This window comes from Pseudogemmobacter bohemicus, assembly GCF_003290025.1.
In the GTDB taxonomy this organism is placed as follows: domain Bacteria; phylum Pseudomonadota; class Alphaproteobacteria; order Rhodobacterales; family Rhodobacteraceae; genus Pseudogemmobacter; species Pseudogemmobacter bohemicus.
This window is the reverse complement of record NZ_QNHG01000002.1, coordinates 1-16,717: the sequence shown is the minus strand read 5'-3', so window position 1 is coordinate 16,717 and position 16,717 is coordinate 1. Positions and strand designations below refer to the sequence as shown.

The following is a 16,717-nucleotide window of genomic DNA, read 5'->3' as shown; positions in this document are numbered from 1 at the left end:
TCCCTGGGTGGTTTGTTATATGTTTTTAAGAAAGCCTATGCCCGGCCCTCTCCTGCGCAAAGCAAATCCTTGTTAACGGCGCGCATTTCACCCTCTGCGGGTGCGGCACCTCGGGTCATCACCGGCAGCAGGCGGCGCAGCTGATCGTGATGGCGGCGCAGCCCGTATTCGAGATCCGAGAGGTGGAAGCCCTCGAAATTTTCCGACCGCATCGATTCGTTCGACCAGATGGAAAGCTGCTGATCCTCGGCCGAAGTGTCGCGGTCGATCCGATGCGCCAGGTAGCGGGCGGCGCGGGTCTGGCGGTCCTCATCGGCGATCCGGTATTGGCGGCCGGTCAGCAGGGTCTTGCCCGGCGACAGCGGCACGTCGTGGTAGAATTGCGCGGTCTCGGGGGTGAAGGCGATCACGATATTGGGGAAGAGGCCGTAATAGGCCCAGTTCCGCCTCAGATGCGGCGGCAGGTCGTCTCGCATCGGCGAGTGTTTCACATAGTTCTTCACCGACCAGCGCCGGCCGGGGCGGTCGCCGTAAAAGCCGTAGCTGACATGAAAGCCCCCGGGCAAATAGAGGTCGCGGTAATCGCGGCCGTAAAGGTCCTGCAAAGACGGATGGGCGAGGGCGACGTGATAGCCTTCATTATCCACGTCGCGGACCGATTTCCAGTTCACCTCCAGTTCGGCCGACCAGCCGGAAATATCCAGCGGCATCAGCCGGTCAGAACGCCAGGCCGCGAAATCGGGCGCGTAAGGGGCCAGCAATTCCGCGACCGCTGGCTGCGGGCCGGGGCGAAAGCGCAGGAACAGGAAGCCTGCGAAAATCTCCAGCTCCAGGGGTTTCAGGCCGAAGGCGCTTTTGTCCAGCCCCTCGCCGAACGTGTCGGGGCGCGAGACGCCGCGCAGGGTGCCGTCAAGGTTATAGACCCAGCCATGGAAGGGGCAGACCAGCGCGCCCCGGCATTTCCCCTGCGCGCCGTCAACCACCCGTGCGCCGCGATGGCGGCAGAGGTTCATAAAGGCGCGAACCACGCCGTCCTGGCCACGAATGATCACCGCCCGCTCGCCCAGAAGATCAAAAGACAGCCAGTCGCCGGGGGCCGGAATATCCGAGACATGGCCGGCGACCTGCCAGTGGTTCAGAAACACCTCTTCGCGTTCCAGGTCGAACAACGCGCGGGAATGGTAGGTCCAGGCCGGCAGTCCGCGACGATCCCAGCCAGAAGGGATCGGGTCTGATTGCAGCGGCGTAGCGGGAAAGCCGGTCATTGGGTTGCCTCCGTATCCAGGACCCTGTCATCCTTGGCCATTTCGGCCAGCACCCATTGGTGAAACCGATGGATTTCATATTCCTCGGGCATCAGCGTGCCGCGTGTGAAGGCAGGCGAGGCGATGCCGCGCTGGTTCATCTCCGACGCCGCGCCGTCCTGCTGCATCACCAGTTTTGCAAAGGCGGCAATGGCGGCGGGGTCGAAACCCGGCTGCCCCAGCGTCTCGGGCGGGAAATACCATTCAGCCACCAGGCGGGTGCGGGTGGGGGAGACCGGCTCCAGCCGTACGGCGCGGACATAATCGACATGGGCGACGATATAGGTCGAGGGCCAGAGCGTGACGAATGTATAGCCGCGCGCGCGTTCCTCGGGGGTCAGCCCGGGAAAGACCGGCCCGCAGGGCGCGCCCGAGGGCGTCCAGCTTTCGGCACCGGGTTTCAGGGTCGGGCCGGTGGGCTGACCGGGTCTCCAGCCCCGCGCCTCATTCGCGCCCATGATGCCCTGTCGGTAGACCGGCACCATGTCGCAAAGCTCGGGGTGGATGCCCGGGCAATGCAGGCATTCCGAGTAATTCTCCCAAAAGGCTTTCCAGTTGCAGCCGAGATCCGATTCCCAGCGATGGCCGGTGACCAGCCCCTCCATCGGCCAGTTGGCATAGGTGTCCAGCGGCATATCGGCCAGGATCGAACCCGGATCGCGCGAGAGGTTCAGAAAGATGAACCCGTTCCAGAGACGCAGGGCCACCGGCTTCAGCGCGTGATCCTCTTTGCGGAAATCGGCGGTCGGGATCGCATGGGCGGTCGAGATCAGCCGCCCGTCTTTGGCGCCATAAGCCCAGGCGTGATAGGGGCAGGTGATCAGCTTTCCGAAGGACCGGTCCTCGCCCTCGCGGCACAGTTCCGAACCGCGATGGCGGCAGCTGTTGTGAAAGGCCGAAAGCGAGCCATCCGCCGCCCGCGCCAGCAGGACCGGTGCCGCGCCGGCCTTCACGCCGCGCAGGGTGCCAGGGGGAAGATCGGCCAGCCGCCCGACCATCACCCATTGCCGGGCGAAAATCGTCTCCATCTCACGCGTGAACCAGTCGGGGGCGATCCAGGCTGCGCGGGGAAGCGTTTCGGGGCAATGGCTGAGGCGGGGGCTGTCGGGATGGGGGGCGTTCTGTGCAATATCATGTGGCATCAGTATCTCCCCGGTGGTGTGGCACGACGGCGTTCGGGTGCGAAAAACGGGCGGGCGGTTTTGGTGACCGGCAGCATCAGCTTTTGGTATTGCAGCTCGCGCAGCGCGTAGATTTCGACCCAGAGATGGTCACAGGAGGCATGGCGCGCCTCGACCTGGGCGATGGCGATGTTGCGTTTCAGCGTCGGCGACCAGCAGGCGGCGGTGATGAACCCGGCCTCGCGGCGCTTGTCGAAGTAAAGGATCGCCCCCTCCGCACTGACATTACCGGGGATGTCCAGTCCGACCAGCGCCCATTTCGAGGTTTTGCCGTCGCGCTCTGCCGCCAGCGCCCGGCGGCCGGTGAAATGGCCCTTGTCCCAGGCGATCATCCAGTCGAGGCCCAGCTCGAATGGCGATCGCGCCCGATCCTCACGCACCGCATGTTGCACCGGGACGAAATCCATGCCGGTGGTGATGAAGCCGGCCTCAAGCCGCGCCAGCATCACCGCCTCGGATCCAGCCGGCATCAGCCCGTAAAGCGCACCGGCCTGCATCAGATGATCCCAGAGCGGCAGCGCCTGGTCGGGTGTGATCCAGAGTTCATAGCCCAGATCGCCGGTGAATCCGGTGCGCGAGATCAGCACATCGGTGCCCTGAAAGGCGAAACTCGCCATGCGGAAGGGCTTCAGCGTCTGCACGTTGAACCCGGCCTCTTGCAGCACGGTTGCCGAGACCGGCCCCTGCAGCGCCAGCGCGGCGAGGTCTTCGCTCTCGTCTCGCAGCCCCACATCCAGCCCCCAGGCGGTTTCCGTCAGCCAGGGCAGATGCCGCTCCTGACAGCAGAGGCGAAAATCGGCGGGGCCGAGTCGGAAAACCGTGCCGTCATCCATCACCTTGCCCAGATCATCGGTCCAGGCGGTGTAATGCACCTGGCCTGTCGCCAGCTTCCCCACATCGCGCAAAGTCAGGCGGTTGAGGTAAGCCACCGCATCCGCCCCGGTGATGCGGTATTTCACCATCGGCGAGATGTCATAAAGCGTCGCGGCATTGCGGATCGCCGTATGTTCCATGGTGGAATCGCCGAAACAGGTGGCGGTCATATAGCCGGCCCATGGCGCCCAGCCCTGCAAGCGGTTCGCGGCATTGGTGCGCGGATGGAAAGGCGTTTGCGCCAGCGGAGATCTGAAATGGTTCAGCGCCTGCGGCGCATGAAGAGAGGGGGATGCACTCATGCTTTCGCCTCCAGCACGGCATCCGCCGCGTTTCGTCCGGCCGCGCCCGACATGCCGCCGGGATGGGTGCCGGCGCCGGTCAGCCAGAGCCCTTTCAGCGGTGTCGCATAGCGCGACAGCGGTGCAATGGGCCGGTTGAAAAGCATCTGTTCCACCGCCAGCTCACCATGATGCCAGTTGCCGCCTGCCATGCCGAATTGCCGTTCGATATCATAGGGCATCAGCAGATCGGCTTTGGTGATCAGCGCGCCGATCCCCGGCGCGGCCTCTTCCAGCCGTGTCATGCAGGCGGCCAGCATCTGAGCCCGCGCAGCATCCTCGCCCGCCTTTGGCGCATGGGGGGCGAATTGTACATTGGCCGACAGAAGATGGGCGCCGGTGCCGCCAAAGGCGGTCGGGATCACCACTTCCATCACCGGACGCGCCGGCACTTCCCCATATTTCACCGGGTTGAAGGCGGTCTCGACCTCATGCTCATCGCGTGTCAGCAGGATGCGCGCGCGCGGATCGGCGCCCTGGAAATCCGGCAGCGCGGAAAGCGCGAGGTGGAGCTTTGCCGTGCCGCCCCGCGATTTCTGATGCCTGAGCGCGGTGACAAGGCCGGTGTCGAAATGCTGCGCACCGGCCAGCGACAGGATCGTCGCCTTCGGACCGATGGCCGAGATGACCAGCGGGGCTGCAAGGGTTTCGCCGCTTTCCAGCGTGATGCCGGTGACCTGATCATCGGCGATGTTGATCCGGCTGACCCGCGCATTGCTGCGCAGCGAAACGCCTGCTGCGGTTGCGGCATTGGCCATGGCGCGTGCCAGCGCCGGCATGCCGCCTTTGGGCAAAGCCAGGGCACCTTTGCGGCCCGCGATCTCTCCCGCCAGCCGGTCCAGCAGCAGGATCAGCGTATTGGGCGAACGCGGCCCGGCCCAGGCACCCAGTACCGCATCGAAACAAAGCGCGGCGCGCAGGCGCGGGTCGCTCAGCTCATCCTGCGCCACGTCATGGGCGTTGATCAGGATGACCCGCAAAAGTTCGCGGAAATCCCTGGTGCCAAGCGCCCGGATGCCGATCAGATTCTTCGCAAGCCTGCCCCAGGAATTGCCCGCAGCCTGGAGGCGCGGCGGTGCCATGCGACGAAAGGGTTCCAGGGCTGCCGCGAAGGACATCAGCCGCTGGTGCAGTTCTTTCCAGGCGGCGGCATCCGGGCCGTCGGTCAGCGCGCCCCGGATTACCAGATTGCCCTCGCGCCCGATCACCGTGGTCGGGATATCGGTCGCCTCCCAGGCGAGACCATGGCGCGCAAGGTCCATCGCTGCCTCGACGCGCGGGTCAAGCTGCCAGACCAGATGCGCGAGTGAGGGAGTCAGGCCCGGCGCGAGGTCTGGCAATGCGCGGGCACCGCCACCGGGATGGGCCTCGGCCTCAATCAGCGTAACCTTTCGGCCTTTTGACGCCAGCCGATGGGCGCAGGCAAGGCCATTCGGCCCGGCCCCGATGACGATCACGCTGCGATCAGAGGATGTGCGGTCAAAGGACGGGCCAGGCATCGCTCATATCCTTTGGAGAGAGTTTCGCATCGCGCAGGATCTCGGCCGCCGCATTGCGGCCGGGCGCCCCCATCACCCCGCCGCCGGGATGGGTCGACGAGCCGCAGATCCAGAGATCACGAACCGGCGTTCGGTAATTGGCATAGCCCGGCACCGGGCGGTTGAAGAGCAACTGGTCAAAGGTCAGCTCGCCCTGGAAGATATTGCCTTCGGTCAGCCCGACCTCGGCCTCCAGCTCGCGGGGCGTGCGGACCTCGACATGGCGGACGAGGTTTTTGAACCCCGGCGCGTAGCGTTCGATCTGGTCGAGACAGGCCTGGCCGAAAGCATCGCGATCGGCATCGGCCCAGTCGCGGCCCCCCTCTGCCAGGCCCCCGATCTTTGGCGGTGCATATTGCACGAAACAGGACATGAAATGCTTGCCCGGCGGCGTCATGGTCGGGTCGATCATGGTGGGGATCATCACGTCCTGAAACGGATCGCGGCTGAAATGACCATTCTTCCAGTCATCATAGGCGCGCTCCATCTTCTCGATGGAATCGGTGAAATGCAGATCGCCTTTGATCGCGCTTGACCCTTCGGGCAGGGCGGTGAATTTCGGCACCCCGTCCAGCGCGATGTTCAGCTTGCCCGAAGAGCCGCGCGTCTTGAATTTCCTGACCGAGGCGACGTAATCGCCGGGCAGCTCGGCCTCGGCGACATGTTTCAGCATGGTGCGTTTGACATCCATGTTGGAAATCACCCGCTTCGCCCGGATCTCGTCGCCGTTTTCCAGCACGACGCCGACCGAGCGTCCGTTCTTCACCAGCACCTGCGCCACCGGCGAACCGGTGCGGATATCTCCGCCCGAGGCCATCAGCGACGAAGACAGCGCTTTGGTGATTGACCCCATACCGCCCCGCGCAAAGCCCCAGGCGCCGATATTGCCGTCCACATCGCCCATATAGTGATGCAGCAGGACATAGGCCGAGCCGGGCGACATCGGCCCAAGGGCGGTGCCGATGATCGCCGAGACCGCGAGATAGGCCTTGATCACCGGGCTTTCAAAATAGTGGTCGAGATAGTCGGAGATCGACATGGTCCAGAAGCGGACCATCTCGGCAATCTGCCGCTCCGACAGGCCGGAGACCTGTTTGCCGATGAACATGAGCTCCCCCAGATCGCGGGGCCGGAAGCGGGCCGGATCGGGGGGCGTGCGCAACAGCATCGGGCGGATGAAGCGGCAAAAGCGCAGCACGTCGCGGGAATAGACGTCATAGGCCTCGGCATCGCGGGCGGAATGGCGGGCAAATTCGCGACGGTTCGCGTCATGGTCGCGATACATGCCGAGATAGCCGCCGCCTTCCTGAAACACCGCGCCGCCCTCATAGGGCAGGATCTGCAACCCGTGGCGCGGCAGTTCCAGATCGCGCATGATCTCGGGGCGGAACAGCGATGCGACATAGGAGCAATTGGAATAGGTGAAGCCCGGGGTCAGTTCGCGCGAGACGGCGGCGCCGCCGACCCAGTCGTTTTTCTCGACCACCAGCACCTTCATCCCGGCGCGGGCGAGGTAACAGGCAGTGACCAGCCCGTTATGCCCCGCGCCGAGGATCAACGCGTCATAAGTCATTCGGCGGCGTCCAGCTTGCCCTCTGCCTGGTCGCGCAGCGTCAGGTCGACCGCCGTTTCCACCGCGCGGATGGTGTCGGTGTAGCAGCTCTCGTCCAGGCCATGCGCCTCGCACATGAACCAGGGCTCGCGGCTATCCGGCTCTACGATGATGTTCATGTCATGCAGATAGTAGGCCATGCGGTCGTAGAAGGAGTAATCCGAGGTCTTCCAGGCGCGGTAATTGTCCGGCGGCACGGCATCGAAGAAAATGCCGAACATCGACGGGTGGCCCGAGAAGCTATGCGTGATGTCGCGCGCCGAAAGGATCTCCGAGATGCCGGTTTTCAGACGCGTGCCGTAATTGGCCAGTGTCTCCAGCGCCGGAGTCTCATCAAGGATGCGCAGCGTCTCCTCGGCGGCGGCGAGGCTGACGGAATGGGCGGTATAGGTGCCGCCATGCGAGGCGCCGCCATAGCGGAAGGTGCGCATGATGTCCTCGCGCCCCGCGACCAGCGAGATCGGATAGCCATTGCCGACCGCTTTCGCAAAGGTGGTGATATCGGGCTTCACGCCCAGAATGCCCTGGATGCCGCCCTTGCCGACGCGGAAGCCGGTTTTCACCTCGTCGATGATCAGCAAAACGCCATATTGGTCGCAGAGTTTGCGGGCGAGTTGCACATAGTCTTTACGTGCCGAGATGCCGCAGCAATTCCCTTGGATCGGCTCGATCAGCATTGCGGCCATATCGTCGCCATGCTTGCGGAAGGTGTCCTCCAGCCGCTGCATATCGTTCATCGGCACCAGATGGGCGAGCTGTTTGACCGTGTTTGGGATGCCCTTGCCATAGGGCACGATCTCGGGGTCGCTGTTCGATTTGGCGTCCCATTCATCCATATTGGCCATCCACATGGCGGCGTCGAAGAGGCCATGATAGCCGCCCTCGACCAGCAGATAGCTCTCGCGGCCGGTATAGGCGCGCGCCAGCCGCAGCGCCGACATCACCGCCTCGGTGCCGGAATTGGAGAACCGCACCAGCTCTGCCGCAGGCACCATTTTCGAGATGCGCTCGGCCACGGCGAGTTCGCGTTCGGTCGAAAGGGCGAAGACGCCGCCGACCTCCATCCCCCGCCGCGCGGCGGCATCAACCCGGTCGTCTGCATAACCGAGGATCGCCGGGCCGTAACCCAGCCGGTAATCGACGTAATTATTGCCGTCGATATCCCAGGTCCGGCCACCCTTGCCGTGATGGACATAGATCGTCCGCTCGTCACCCCAGTATCGGAAGGTCGAGGCCACCCCCAGCGGCAGCTTCTTCAGCGCCTTTTTGAAATGGGCATTCGACTTCGCGAGCTTGCGATGCAGCGCGGTGGTCATGGCGTCAACCTGTTCCTGTTGCGGCTGGTCAAAGTCTCGAATTATTTTGACTGAACTGTCAATCAGAATCTGAAAGCGCTTTTAACGCAGCGATTTTTCAGGCAAGACTGGCTGCGAACGGAGACACAGATGGCCGCAATCGAGCAGACCGATACCCCTGAGTCCCAGCCCCGCAAGATGCCGCGCGACGCCCGGCGCGTGCAGCTGATCGAGGCGACGATCGAGACGATCGCGCGCTTTGGCTATTCCAGGACGACCATGTCCGAGGTGGCGCGGATGGCGGGGCTGTCGCATGGGCTGGTGAATTTCCATTTCCAGACCAAGGAGAACCTCCTTTCGGAAACGCTGCTCTATCTGTCGGACGAATACCGGCAGAACTGGACCGGCGCGGTCGACGCGGCGGGTGTGGATGCGGCGGAGCAGCTCTATGCGATGCTGGCGGCGGATTTCCGGCCCGAGATCTGCACGCCGGGGCGGCTGGCGGCCTGGTGTTCGTTCTGGGGCGAGACCTCGGGGCGACCGCTTTACCAGGAGAAATGCGGCTCAAACGATGAGCAGTATAATGACTATCTGGAAACGCTCTGCCGCCGGATGAATGCGGATCACGGCTATAGCGTCGATCCGACCCGCACCGCGCGGGTGCTGCGGGTCACGACCGAGGGCGTCTGGCTGGATATGATGACGATGCAGTCACCTTATGAGGCGGCAGAGGCCCTGGCGACGCTGATGGTCTGCGTCGCCGCGTTTTTCCCGCGCCATTTCAGCGCGGAAGGGCCGCTTCACTGATCAGGGGAGTTCCGCAATAATCGCGCGGGCTGCCGCCGCCGGGTCGGCGCTGGCCCAGATCGGGCGTCCGACCACGATATGATCGGCCCCGTCGCGCAGCGCAGCTTCTGGCGTGGCGATCCGCTTCTGATCGCCGCTGGCCGACCCCGCCGGACGCACGCCCGGGGTGACAATCAGCCGGCCCTTCGTCTCGGGCAAGGCCCGGATCAGCGCGGCTTCCTGCGGGCTGGCGATGACACCATCGGCCCCCGCCTCCAGCGCGCGGCGGGCACGCTCGACGGTGATCTCGTGAATATCGCCGGGCAGGATCATATTCGCATCCAGATCGGCGCGGTCGAGCGAGGTCAGCACGGTGACCGCGAGGATCTTCAGATCGGTGCCGGATTTGCCCTCGGCCGCCGCCCGCACCACCTGCGGATCGCCATGCACGGTCAGGAAATCAAGGCCCAGCCCGGCGATCCCCTTCACCGCATTCTCAACCGTCTGGCCGATGTCAAAGAGCTTGAGGTCAAGGAAAACCCGCTTGTCGCGCTCGTTCTTCAGCTCCATCGCCAGCGCGAGGCCGCCGCCGGTCAGCATCCCCAGACCCACTTTGTAAAAGCTGACCGCATCCCCCAGCCGGTCCGCCAGCGCGAGGCCTGCGACCACATTCGGCACATCCATCGCGACGATCAGGCGGTCATCCATCGGTCTTCTCCGGGGTTCTGGCTGGGGATGCGCCCCTGTCTCACGCGCGCGCGGGTTTGACAAGAGACAGGCGTGTGCCGTTAAGCCGCTGTTCACCTGGGCGGGTTTCATTGACAGACAAGGTTAATGGCGCGAGTCTGGTGGAAAGTATCTCAAGGCAGGTCAATGGATATCACGATTACCGTCGAGCGCCCCGAGGAAGGGCCCGGCTCAGGCCCGATCCAGGTGGGCTGGTTTCTGACGAAAGACAAGAATGCGGTGCTTTATGACCCGCCAGAACGGGTGATGTTCCGCCAGCAAAACCGGACACATGCGAAAAGTGCCGCGCGCTGCCCGGGCGTGATCCAGCTGGAAAGCCGGTATTTCATGGTGAAATGCCCGTTCGACCTGCAGATCGGGTTTGCCCGCGACAAAGACGGGCGCGCGGTGCTGATCAACCGGCTGGGGACGGCCAGCCCGGTCCGGGGCAACAAACTGAATGAGATGCTCACGCTTGTGAATGAATCCGAATGGCGCTACCCGGATCGCCCGACGATCCAGCTTTCGCTGCCTTACTGTTTCATTGCGGATGAGCTGGTTTACCTCACGCAGCTTTCCCCCTTCATGCATTACCGCCCCGATCCGCTGCCCGGCACCATCTTTGGCGGCCGCTTTCCGATCTCGGTCTGGCCGCGCCCGCTGATGTGGGCGTTCGAATGGCATGAGCCGCAGAAGGATATCGTGCTGCGCCGGGGGGAGCCTTTGTTCTATGCGCAATTCGAGGGGATCGACCCGTCCCGCACCGTGCAGGTGCTGGCGGCTGAACGCACAGTCGAGCTTGACACCTATATCGACCAGATCGGCGGTGCGGTGAATTACGTCAACCAGACCTTTGGCCTGTTCAAAGCCGCTGAAGCGCTGCGCCCCAAAAAACTGCTGACGCCAAAGGCGCGCGAGTGATTTCCGTTCTTGAGACCATCACGCCGGAAGGCCGGGTGACCGAAATCCTGCGCCATGAAGGCCGCCCTGGCCAGGAAAGACTGGAAGCCCCGAACTGGTGGCCCGGAGGGGGATGCCTTATTGTCAATTCCGGCGGTCGCCTGTGGCGGGTCACTCCGGTGAATATCAATGGCCGCTTCTGGATGTTTTCGCAGGCGGGGCCGCTGCCGTTGGAGCCGATCAGCACCGGGATTGCGGATCGTTGCAACAATGATCATCTCGTGACGCGGCGTGGGAAAATCCTGTTTGGAAGCCATTATGAGGGAAAAGGGGCGCAGATCTATACTGTGCCACGCCCTGGGATTGCCGCTGATGCCGTGCCGGAGAAGGTCTCCGGCGAGGCTCCGAGCTGGCTTCATGGCATTTCTCCCAGCGGTCGGGTGATTGCCTATGTCGCTGCCAGGGAGGGCAGTCGGGTGATTGATGTTTATACTCGTGCCGTGAAGGGCGGGGCTGAGCGACGTCTGACCTGGGGCGAGGGGCAAAGTGATGGCCCGGATTTCAGCCATGACGGCAGGCGGATCTACTGGAACTCCGACCGTTCCGGTCATGCACAGATCTGGGTGATGGATGCGGATGGCAGCAATCAGCGCCAGCTTTTCGCGGATGAGCGGGTGAACTGGTTCCCGCATCCCTCGCCCTGCGGTCGCTGGCTTTGCTGGCTGTCTTACCCGCCCGGTACCGAGGGGCATCCGGCGGATCTGCCGGTGCGGCTGATGATCTCGGACCCCGAGGGCGGCAATCAGCGGGTGCTGGCCGAGGTCACCGGCGGCCAGGGCACGATCAATGTACCGTCCTGGGCGCCGGATGGGCATGCCTTTGCCTATATCCGCTATGAGCCCTGATTTCAGGCCGGGCTGAGGGCGTCGCCTTTATTGGCCTCCTTCTGCAACGCCTCGGGCACGAACAGGGCATCCGGGCTGAGACAGGGCGCCAGCCGCTGCGGATCGGCCCAGACCGAGACATGGATCTCGGGCGGGCCCGAGGTCGCCAGATGCTCGGGCGTCAGCACCACGATCCGGAGCCGCAGCATCAGCCCCTCGATCAGGGCCGGGGCCAGGATGCGTTCGGCCACAGGGCCGAGATGGCCAAGATAGCTGACGCGGCGTACCGGAAAGATCCCCAGAATGCGCTGCCGCGCCATGGCGAAGATCCCCACGCGCCCGTCGGGCAACAGCCGCGCCTCGGCCATGTCGCCCATACAGATCCCGGCCCGGCCGATATGGACGGCGATGCCTTCGACGGGCACTTGTGGCAAAATGGGTTCGAGTCGGTCGGTCATGCTCTTTCCTCTTTTTGGTAACTTTGCCCATGCGGGCGCCGCTGCGACAAGATCCGGCGCCCCTCTCGCCGGGAACCGGGATGAAAGCCGCCGAAAGCCCTGTCGCCTCCAGGCGGAAAACGGCCCCTCCGGTCGGGTGGAAACCCGGGTGGAAATTTTCGCTGACTCAGGCGCGGGACGGCTTGAACCCACCCCGCCGCCGCCCCAGATTGGAAATCGAAGGCCGGGGTGGGCGTGCCTTTTCAGGGCGCCCGCAAAGATCGGCGCTTATGAAAAGGAGAGACCGATGAACATCGAAAAGTTCACGGAGCGTTCGCGCGGTTTCATTCAGGCCGCCCAGACCATTGCGATGCGGGAAAGCCACCAGCGTGTGCTGCCCGACCATCTCTTGAAAGCCCTGATGGATGATGACCAGGGCCTTGCTTCCAATCTGATCCGTCGTGCGGGGGGCAGCCCCGAGCGCGTCAACGAGGCGGTCAATGCTGCCATTGCGAAGCTGCCGAAAGTGACCGGCGGCGACGGCCAGACCTATATCGACCCGCAGCTTGTCCGCGTGCTGGATGAGGCGGAAGCGGTTGCCAAAAAGGCGGGCGACAGCTTCGTGCCGGTCGAGCGGATGCTGACCGCGCTGGCCTTGGTGAATACCCGCGCGAAAGATGCGCTGACCGCCGGGGCTGTGACGGCTCAGGGGCTGAACGCTGCTATCAACGATATCCGCAAGGGCCGGACGGCCGATTCTGCCTCGTCGGAAGAGACGATGGAGGCCCTGAAGAAATATGCCCGCGACCTGACCGAGGCCGCAGAGCAGGGCAAGATCGACCCGATCATCGGCCGCGATGACGAGATCCGCCGCGCCATGCAGGTGCTGTCGCGCCGCACCAAGAACAACCCGGTGCTGATCGGCGAACCCGGTGTCGGTAAGACCGCCATCGCGGAAGGCCTCGCTTTGCGCATCGTTGACGGTGACGTGCCCGAGAGCTTGCGCAACAAGAAGCTGATGGCGCTGGATATGGGCGCGCTGATCGCCGGTGCGAAATATCGCGGTGAATTTGAGGAGCGGCTGAAAGCCATTCTGAAAGAGATCGAGTCGGCGGCTGGCGAGATCATCCTCTTCATCGACGAGCTTCATGTTCTGGTCGGTGCCGGTAAGACCGATGGCGCGATGGATGCCGCCAACCTGATCAAGCCCGCGCTTGCCCGGGGAGAGCTGCATTGCGTCGGCGCGACCACGCTGGATGAGTACCGCAAATATATCGAGAAAGACGCGGCCCTCGCCCGGCGCTTCCAGCCGGTGCTGGTGAAAGAGCCGACGGTCGAGGATACGATCTCGATCCTGCGGGGTATCAAAGAGAAATATGAGCTGCATCACGGGGTGAAGATCACCGACTCGGCGCTGGTGGCGGCGGCTCAGCTGTCGCATCGCTATATCACCGACCGTTTCCTGCCCGATAAAGCCATCGACCTGGTGGATGAGGCCGCGGCCCGGCTCAGGATGGAGGTGGACAGCAAGCCCGAAGAGCTGGACGCGCTGGATCGCCAGATCCTGCAACTGACCATCGAGGCCGAGGCTCTGAAGAAGGAAGACGATGCGGCGTCGAAAGACCGGCTGGAAAAGCTGGAGCTGGAGCTTGCCAATCTGAAGGACCATTCGTCCGAGCTGACTGCGAAATGGCAGGCCGAGCGCGACAATCTCAACAAGGCCCGCGACATCAAGGAACAGCTTGATCGCGCCCGGGCAGAGCTGGATCAGGCCAAACGCGAAAGCAATTTCGCCAAAGCCGGTGAGCTGCAATATGGCACCATCCCCGAGCTGGAAAAGCAGCTGGGTGAGGCCGAGGGGCGTGAGGGCGAGGCTCTGGTCTCGGAATCCGTGCGGCCCGAGCAGATCGCCGAGGTGGTCGAGCGCTGGACCGGCATCCCCACGACCAAGATGCTGGAGGGCGAGAAAGAGAAACTCCTGAAGATGGAAGAGGAGCTCGGCAAACGGGTGATCGGCCAGCATCAGGCGGTGGAAGCGGTGTCGAAAGCGGTGCGGCGCGCGCGCGCCGGGCTTTCGGATGAGAATAAGCCGCTTGGCTCGTTCCTGTTCCTTGGCCCGACCGGCGTGGGCAAGACGGAGCTGACCAAGGCCCTGGCCGAATATCTCTTTGACGATGACACTGCGATGGTCCGCATCGACATGTCGGAATTCATGGAGAAACATTCGGTGGCGCGGCTGATCGGGGCGCCTCCGGGCTATGTCGGCTATGATGAGGGCGGTGTGCTGACCGAGGCCGTGCGGCGCCGGCCCTATCAGGTCGTGCTGTTCGATGAGGTCGAGAAGGCGCATCCGGATGTGTTCAACGTTCTGTTGCAGGTGCTCGATGACGGGCGGCTGACCGATGGTCAGGGGCGTGTCGTCGACTTCAAGCAGACGCTGATCATCCTGACTTCGAACCTTGGCGCGCGGGCCTTGTCGGAACTGCCGGATGGCGCCGATGCGACCCAGGCGAAACGCGATGTGATGGAAGCGGTGCGGGCGCATTTCCGCCCCGAATTCCTGAACCGTCTGGATGAGATGATCATCTTCGACCGGCTGGGCCGCGCCGATATGTCGGGCATCGTCTCGATCCAGCTGAAACGGCTGGAGCGGCGGCTGGCGGATCGCAAGATCACGCTTGAGCTGGACGACAAGGCGAAAGAGTGGCTGGCCGAGGAGGGCTATGATCCGGTCTTTGGCGCGCGGCCCCTGAAACGGGTGATCCAGCGCCAGTTGCAGGACCCGCTGGCCGAGATGCTCCTGGGCGGTGAGATCCTTGACGGCTCGGTCGTGAAGGTGACGGCGAGCGACGAGGGGCTGCAGGTGGGCGACCGCGTGGTCGCCTCGCACCGGCAGCGACCGAGTGAGGCTAAGGTCCACTGAGCGGGTGCGGCACTTGAACAGGGGGCGGCAGGGGAGACCTTGCCGCCCCTTTGCTGGCTGCGGATGCCTCCGGCGGGGATATTTAAGGACAGATGAAAGGGGCGGGCCGCGTGGGGCCTCTCTTATCTGTGTCTGGATAATTGTGCCTTCTGTGTCAGGGTAAGCGCAGCCAAGCCGTGATGGAGTATGTCATGCCTGCAAGAGCCCCGGGACCCCTGCGCTGGTCAGATGTCACGCCGAAGGCGACATGGATCAACAGGCGCGCTTTGCTGACGGGCGCGGTGGCCGGGCTGGCGCTGCCGGTGGTCGCGCGCGCTGATGTCGGGCGCTATTCCACCGATGCGGCGCCGAATACGCTGGAAGAGATCACCAACTACAACAACTATTATGAGTTCGGCTGGAACAAGGATGATCCGGCCGCTTATGCCGGGGCGCTGACCACCGATCCCTGGGCGGTCAGTATCGGCGGCCTCGTGGACAGGCCCGGAAGTTACGACCTCGCCGATCTGATCAAGGGCCAGCCCATCGAGGAGCGCATCTACCGTTTCCGCTGTGTCGAGGCCTGGTCGATGGTGATTCCATGGCAGGGGTTTCAGCTTGCGGGCCTGCTGGACCGGGTCGGCGTGCAGGCTTCGGCGAAATATGTGGCTTTTGAGACCGTCTACCGGCCCGATGAGATGCCCGGGCAGCGCGGTGGCGGCATCAACTGGCCCTATGTCGAAGGGCTGCGGCTGGATGAGGCGATGAATCCGCTGACGATCCTTGCCACGGGCCTCTATGGCGAGGAGATGCCGAAGCAGAACGGCGCCCCGATCCGGCTGGTGGTACCATGGAAATACGGCTTCAAGTCGATCAAGAGCATTGTGAAGATCACCCTGACCGCCGAACAGCCGCGCACAACCTGGCAGGAATTGCAGCCTTCGGAATATGGTTTCTATGCCAATGTGAACCCTGAGGTGGATCATCCGCGCTGGAGCCAGGCGACCGAGCGGCGGATCGGCGCCGGCGTTTTCGCCGGGCGCGAGGAGACGCTGATGTTCAACGGTTACGGCGAAGAGGTGGCCGCGCTTTATGCAGGCATGGATCTGGCGGTGAACTATTGAGCGCGGTTTCCGACCGGTTGAATGCGGTCTCAAGACGGTTGCCGGAATGGGGTGTCTGGCTTCTCGGGCTCTTGCCGCTGGCTTGGCTGGCATTCCAGGTGCTTTCGGGCGGGATGCTGGTCGATCCGGTCAAGGCGATCGAGCATGATCTGGGCAAGACCGGGCTTTGGCTTTTGTTCATCTGTCTGGCGATTCCGCCGCTGCGGGCGCTGACCGGAGTGAACCTGATCCGGCATCGCCGGGCGGCTGGGTTGCTGGCGATCCTTTATATAGCGCTGCACCTTCTGGCCTGGATCTGGCTGGATATGGGGCTGCTGATCTCGCAGGCGCTGAGTGATCTGGTGAAGCGTCCCTATCTGATCATGGGGGTCGTCGCCTTCCTTCTGCTGATCCCGCTGGCGGTGACTTCGAACGCAGCCTCGATCCGGCGGATGGGGCGCAGCTGGCGCAGGCTGCATCTGCTGATCTGGCCGGCCACTGTTCTCGCAGTGCTGCACTACCTCTGGCAGATGAAGATCATCCGGCCGGAGGGCTGGATCTGGGCGGCGATTCTGGCCGGGCTGCTGATCTGGCGGCTGATTCAGGCGCGGATTCGCGCCAGGCGGGAGCAGATTCGGACGGGATTCGCCGATTTACGCTAAGTGACTGATTTTTCTTCCGTCATTCAGGGTGGTTTGCGCAATATTCTTTCTGATGGCCACTTCTGGCCTGCGAAAACGCCAGGCTGACGCGAATTTCTTCGCGTTGTAATCACCTTGTTTTGTTGGATTTTCGCAGAGTTCCGCGAAGAATTTGTGACTTCCCCGAAAAAAGG

At 63.5% G+C, this 16,717-nt stretch carries 15 protein-coding genes; 6 read left to right on the top strand and 9 right to left on the bottom strand.

Annotated features, from left to right (window positions below; all coding sequences use genetic code 11):
• Positions 1–35: 35 nt before the first annotated feature.
• The 6 genes from DRF71_RS08080 to DRF71_RS08055 are packed head-to-tail and all read right to left on the bottom strand — an operon-like array spanning position 36 to position 8,165.
• Positions 36–1,265, bottom strand: coding sequence for an aromatic ring-hydroxylating oxygenase subunit alpha (locus DRF71_RS08080; RefSeq protein WP_112310088.1), 1,230 nt, complete (start codon positions 1,263–1,265; stop codon positions 36–38).
• Positions 1,262–2,446, bottom strand: a complete 1,185-nt coding sequence (locus DRF71_RS08075; protein WP_112310087.1) for an aromatic ring-hydroxylating oxygenase subunit alpha — start codon at positions 2,444–2,446, stop codon at positions 1,262–1,264. The genes DRF71_RS08080 and DRF71_RS08075 overlap by 4 nt, the downstream gene beginning before the upstream one ends.
• Positions 2,446–3,660: an aminomethyltransferase family protein gene (locus tag DRF71_RS08070; protein ID WP_112310086.1), complete on the bottom strand. Its 1,215-nt coding sequence runs from the start codon at positions 3,658–3,660 to the stop codon at positions 2,446–2,448. The genes DRF71_RS08075 and DRF71_RS08070 overlap by 1 nt, the downstream gene beginning before the upstream one ends.
• On the bottom strand, positions 3,657–5,198 hold the full coding sequence (locus tag DRF71_RS08065) for a phytoene desaturase family protein (protein WP_112310085.1): 1,542 nt from the start codon (positions 5,196–5,198) through the stop codon (positions 3,657–3,659). Before DRF71_RS08065 ends, DRF71_RS08070 begins: the two co-directional genes overlap by 4 nt.
• The gene (locus tag DRF71_RS08060) at positions 5,179–6,810 is read right to left on the bottom strand and encodes a phytoene desaturase family protein (protein WP_112310084.1); all 1,632 of its coding nucleotides are present in this window, start codon (positions 6,808–6,810) and stop codon (positions 5,179–5,181) included. The genes DRF71_RS08065 and DRF71_RS08060 overlap by 20 nt, the downstream gene beginning before the upstream one ends.
• A complete protein-coding gene (locus DRF71_RS08055) occupies positions 6,807–8,165 on the bottom strand; it encodes an aspartate aminotransferase family protein (RefSeq protein ID WP_112310083.1) in 1,359 nt (452 codons plus the stop codon). Before DRF71_RS08055 ends, DRF71_RS08060 begins: the two co-directional genes overlap by 4 nt.
• A 129-nt stretch (positions 8,166–8,294) precedes the next feature.
• Here DRF71_RS08055 and DRF71_RS08050 point away from each other — a divergent pair, with 129 nt between their 5' ends.
• Complete coding sequence (locus tag DRF71_RS08050; RefSeq protein ID WP_112310082.1) at positions 8,295–8,951, top strand: TetR family transcriptional regulator; 657 nt, start codon at positions 8,295–8,297, stop codon at positions 8,949–8,951.
• Here the strand turns inward: DRF71_RS08050 and pyrF are convergent, their stop codons facing one another.
• Positions 8,952–9,638, bottom strand: coding sequence for an orotidine-5'-phosphate decarboxylase (pyrF, locus tag DRF71_RS08045; RefSeq protein WP_112310081.1), 687 nt, complete (start codon positions 9,636–9,638; stop codon positions 8,952–8,954).
• A gap of 165 nt (positions 9,639–9,803) precedes the next feature.
• Here pyrF and DRF71_RS08040 point away from each other — a divergent pair, with 165 nt between their 5' ends.
• Positions 9,804–10,577 (top strand): hypothetical protein, encoded by a 774-nt coding sequence (locus DRF71_RS08040; protein WP_112310080.1) that lies wholly within the window; start codon positions 9,804–9,806, stop codon positions 10,575–10,577.
• Positions 10,574–11,461 carry a TolB family protein gene (locus DRF71_RS08035; protein WP_112310079.1) on the top strand — a complete coding sequence of 296 codons (888 nt, stop codon included), beginning with the start codon at positions 10,574–10,576 and terminating at the stop codon, positions 11,459–11,461. The genes DRF71_RS08040 and DRF71_RS08035 overlap by 4 nt, the downstream gene beginning before the upstream one ends.
• 2 nt (positions 11,462–11,463) lie before the next feature.
• Here the strand turns inward: DRF71_RS08035 and DRF71_RS08030 are convergent, their stop codons facing one another.
• The gene (locus tag DRF71_RS08030; protein ID WP_157970992.1) at positions 11,464–11,898 is read right to left on the bottom strand and encodes a hypothetical protein; all 435 of its coding nucleotides are present in this window, start codon (positions 11,896–11,898) and stop codon (positions 11,464–11,466) included.
• Positions 11,899–12,184: 286 nt separating this feature from the next.
• Between DRF71_RS08030 and clpB the strand changes: the two genes are divergently transcribed.
• From clpB to DRF71_RS08015, 3 genes are all read left to right on the top strand, one after another.
• The gene (gene clpB / locus DRF71_RS08025; protein ID WP_112310077.1) at positions 12,185–14,800 is read left to right on the top strand and encodes an ATP-dependent chaperone ClpB; all 2,616 of its coding nucleotides are present in this window, start codon (positions 12,185–12,187) and stop codon (positions 14,798–14,800) included.
• Positions 14,801–14,991: 191 nt separating this feature from the next.
• Positions 14,992–15,903 (top strand): protein-methionine-sulfoxide reductase catalytic subunit MsrP, encoded by a 912-nt coding sequence (gene msrP, locus DRF71_RS08020; RefSeq protein ID WP_112311218.1) that lies wholly within the window; start codon positions 14,992–14,994, stop codon positions 15,901–15,903.
• A complete protein-coding gene (locus DRF71_RS08015; protein ID WP_112310076.1) occupies positions 15,900–16,544 on the top strand; it encodes a protein-methionine-sulfoxide reductase heme-binding subunit MsrQ in 645 nt (214 codons plus the stop codon). Before msrP ends, DRF71_RS08015 begins: the two co-directional genes overlap by 4 nt.
• Here DRF71_RS08015 and DRF71_RS28505 read toward each other — a convergent pair.
• A partial coding sequence (locus tag DRF71_RS28505; protein WP_232831385.1) for a hypothetical protein occupies positions 16,536–16,717 on the bottom strand: 182 nt, incomplete at its 5' end. The two genes, DRF71_RS08015 and DRF71_RS28505, sit on opposite strands and share 9 nt — an antisense overlap.

Excerpts from the sequence above, each read along its gene's own strand:
- DRF71_RS08080 (WP_112310088.1), bottom strand. The coding sequence starts at position 1,265 with ATGACCGGCTTTCCCGCTACGCCGCTGCAATCAGACCCGATCCCTTCT.
- DRF71_RS08075 (WP_112310087.1), bottom strand. The coding sequence starts at position 2,446 with ATGCCACATGATATTGCACAGAACGCCCCCCATCCCGACAGCCCCCGC.
- DRF71_RS08070 (WP_112310086.1), bottom strand. The coding sequence starts at position 3,660 with ATGAGTGCATCCCCCTCTCTTCATGCGCCGCAGGCGCTGAACCATTTC.
- DRF71_RS08065 (WP_112310085.1), bottom strand. The coding sequence starts at position 5,198 with ATGCCTGGCCCGTCCTTTGACCGCACATCCTCTGATCGCAGCGTGATC.
- DRF71_RS08060 (WP_112310084.1), bottom strand. The coding sequence starts at position 6,810 with ATGACTTATGACGCGTTGATCCTCGGCGCGGGGCATAACGGGCTGGTC.
- DRF71_RS08055 (WP_112310083.1), bottom strand. The coding sequence starts at position 8,165 with ATGACCACCGCGCTGCATCGCAAGCTCGCGAAGTCGAATGCCCATTTC.
- DRF71_RS08050 (WP_112310082.1), top strand. The coding sequence starts at position 8,295 with ATGGCCGCAATCGAGCAGACCGATACCCCTGAGTCCCAGCCCCGCAAG.
- pyrF (WP_112310081.1), bottom strand. The coding sequence starts at position 9,638 with ATGGATGACCGCCTGATCGTCGCGATGGATGTGCCGAATGTGGTCGCA.
- DRF71_RS08040 (WP_112310080.1), top strand. The coding sequence starts at position 9,804 with ATGGATATCACGATTACCGTCGAGCGCCCCGAGGAAGGGCCCGGCTCA.
- DRF71_RS08030 (WP_157970992.1), bottom strand. The coding sequence starts at position 11,898 with ATGACCGACCGACTCGAACCCATTTTGCCACAAGTGCCCGTCGAAGGC.
- clpB (WP_112310077.1), top strand. The coding sequence starts at position 12,185 with ATGAACATCGAAAAGTTCACGGAGCGTTCGCGCGGTTTCATTCAGGCC.
- msrP (WP_112311218.1), top strand. The coding sequence starts at position 14,992 with ATGCCTGCAAGAGCCCCGGGACCCCTGCGCTGGTCAGATGTCACGCCG.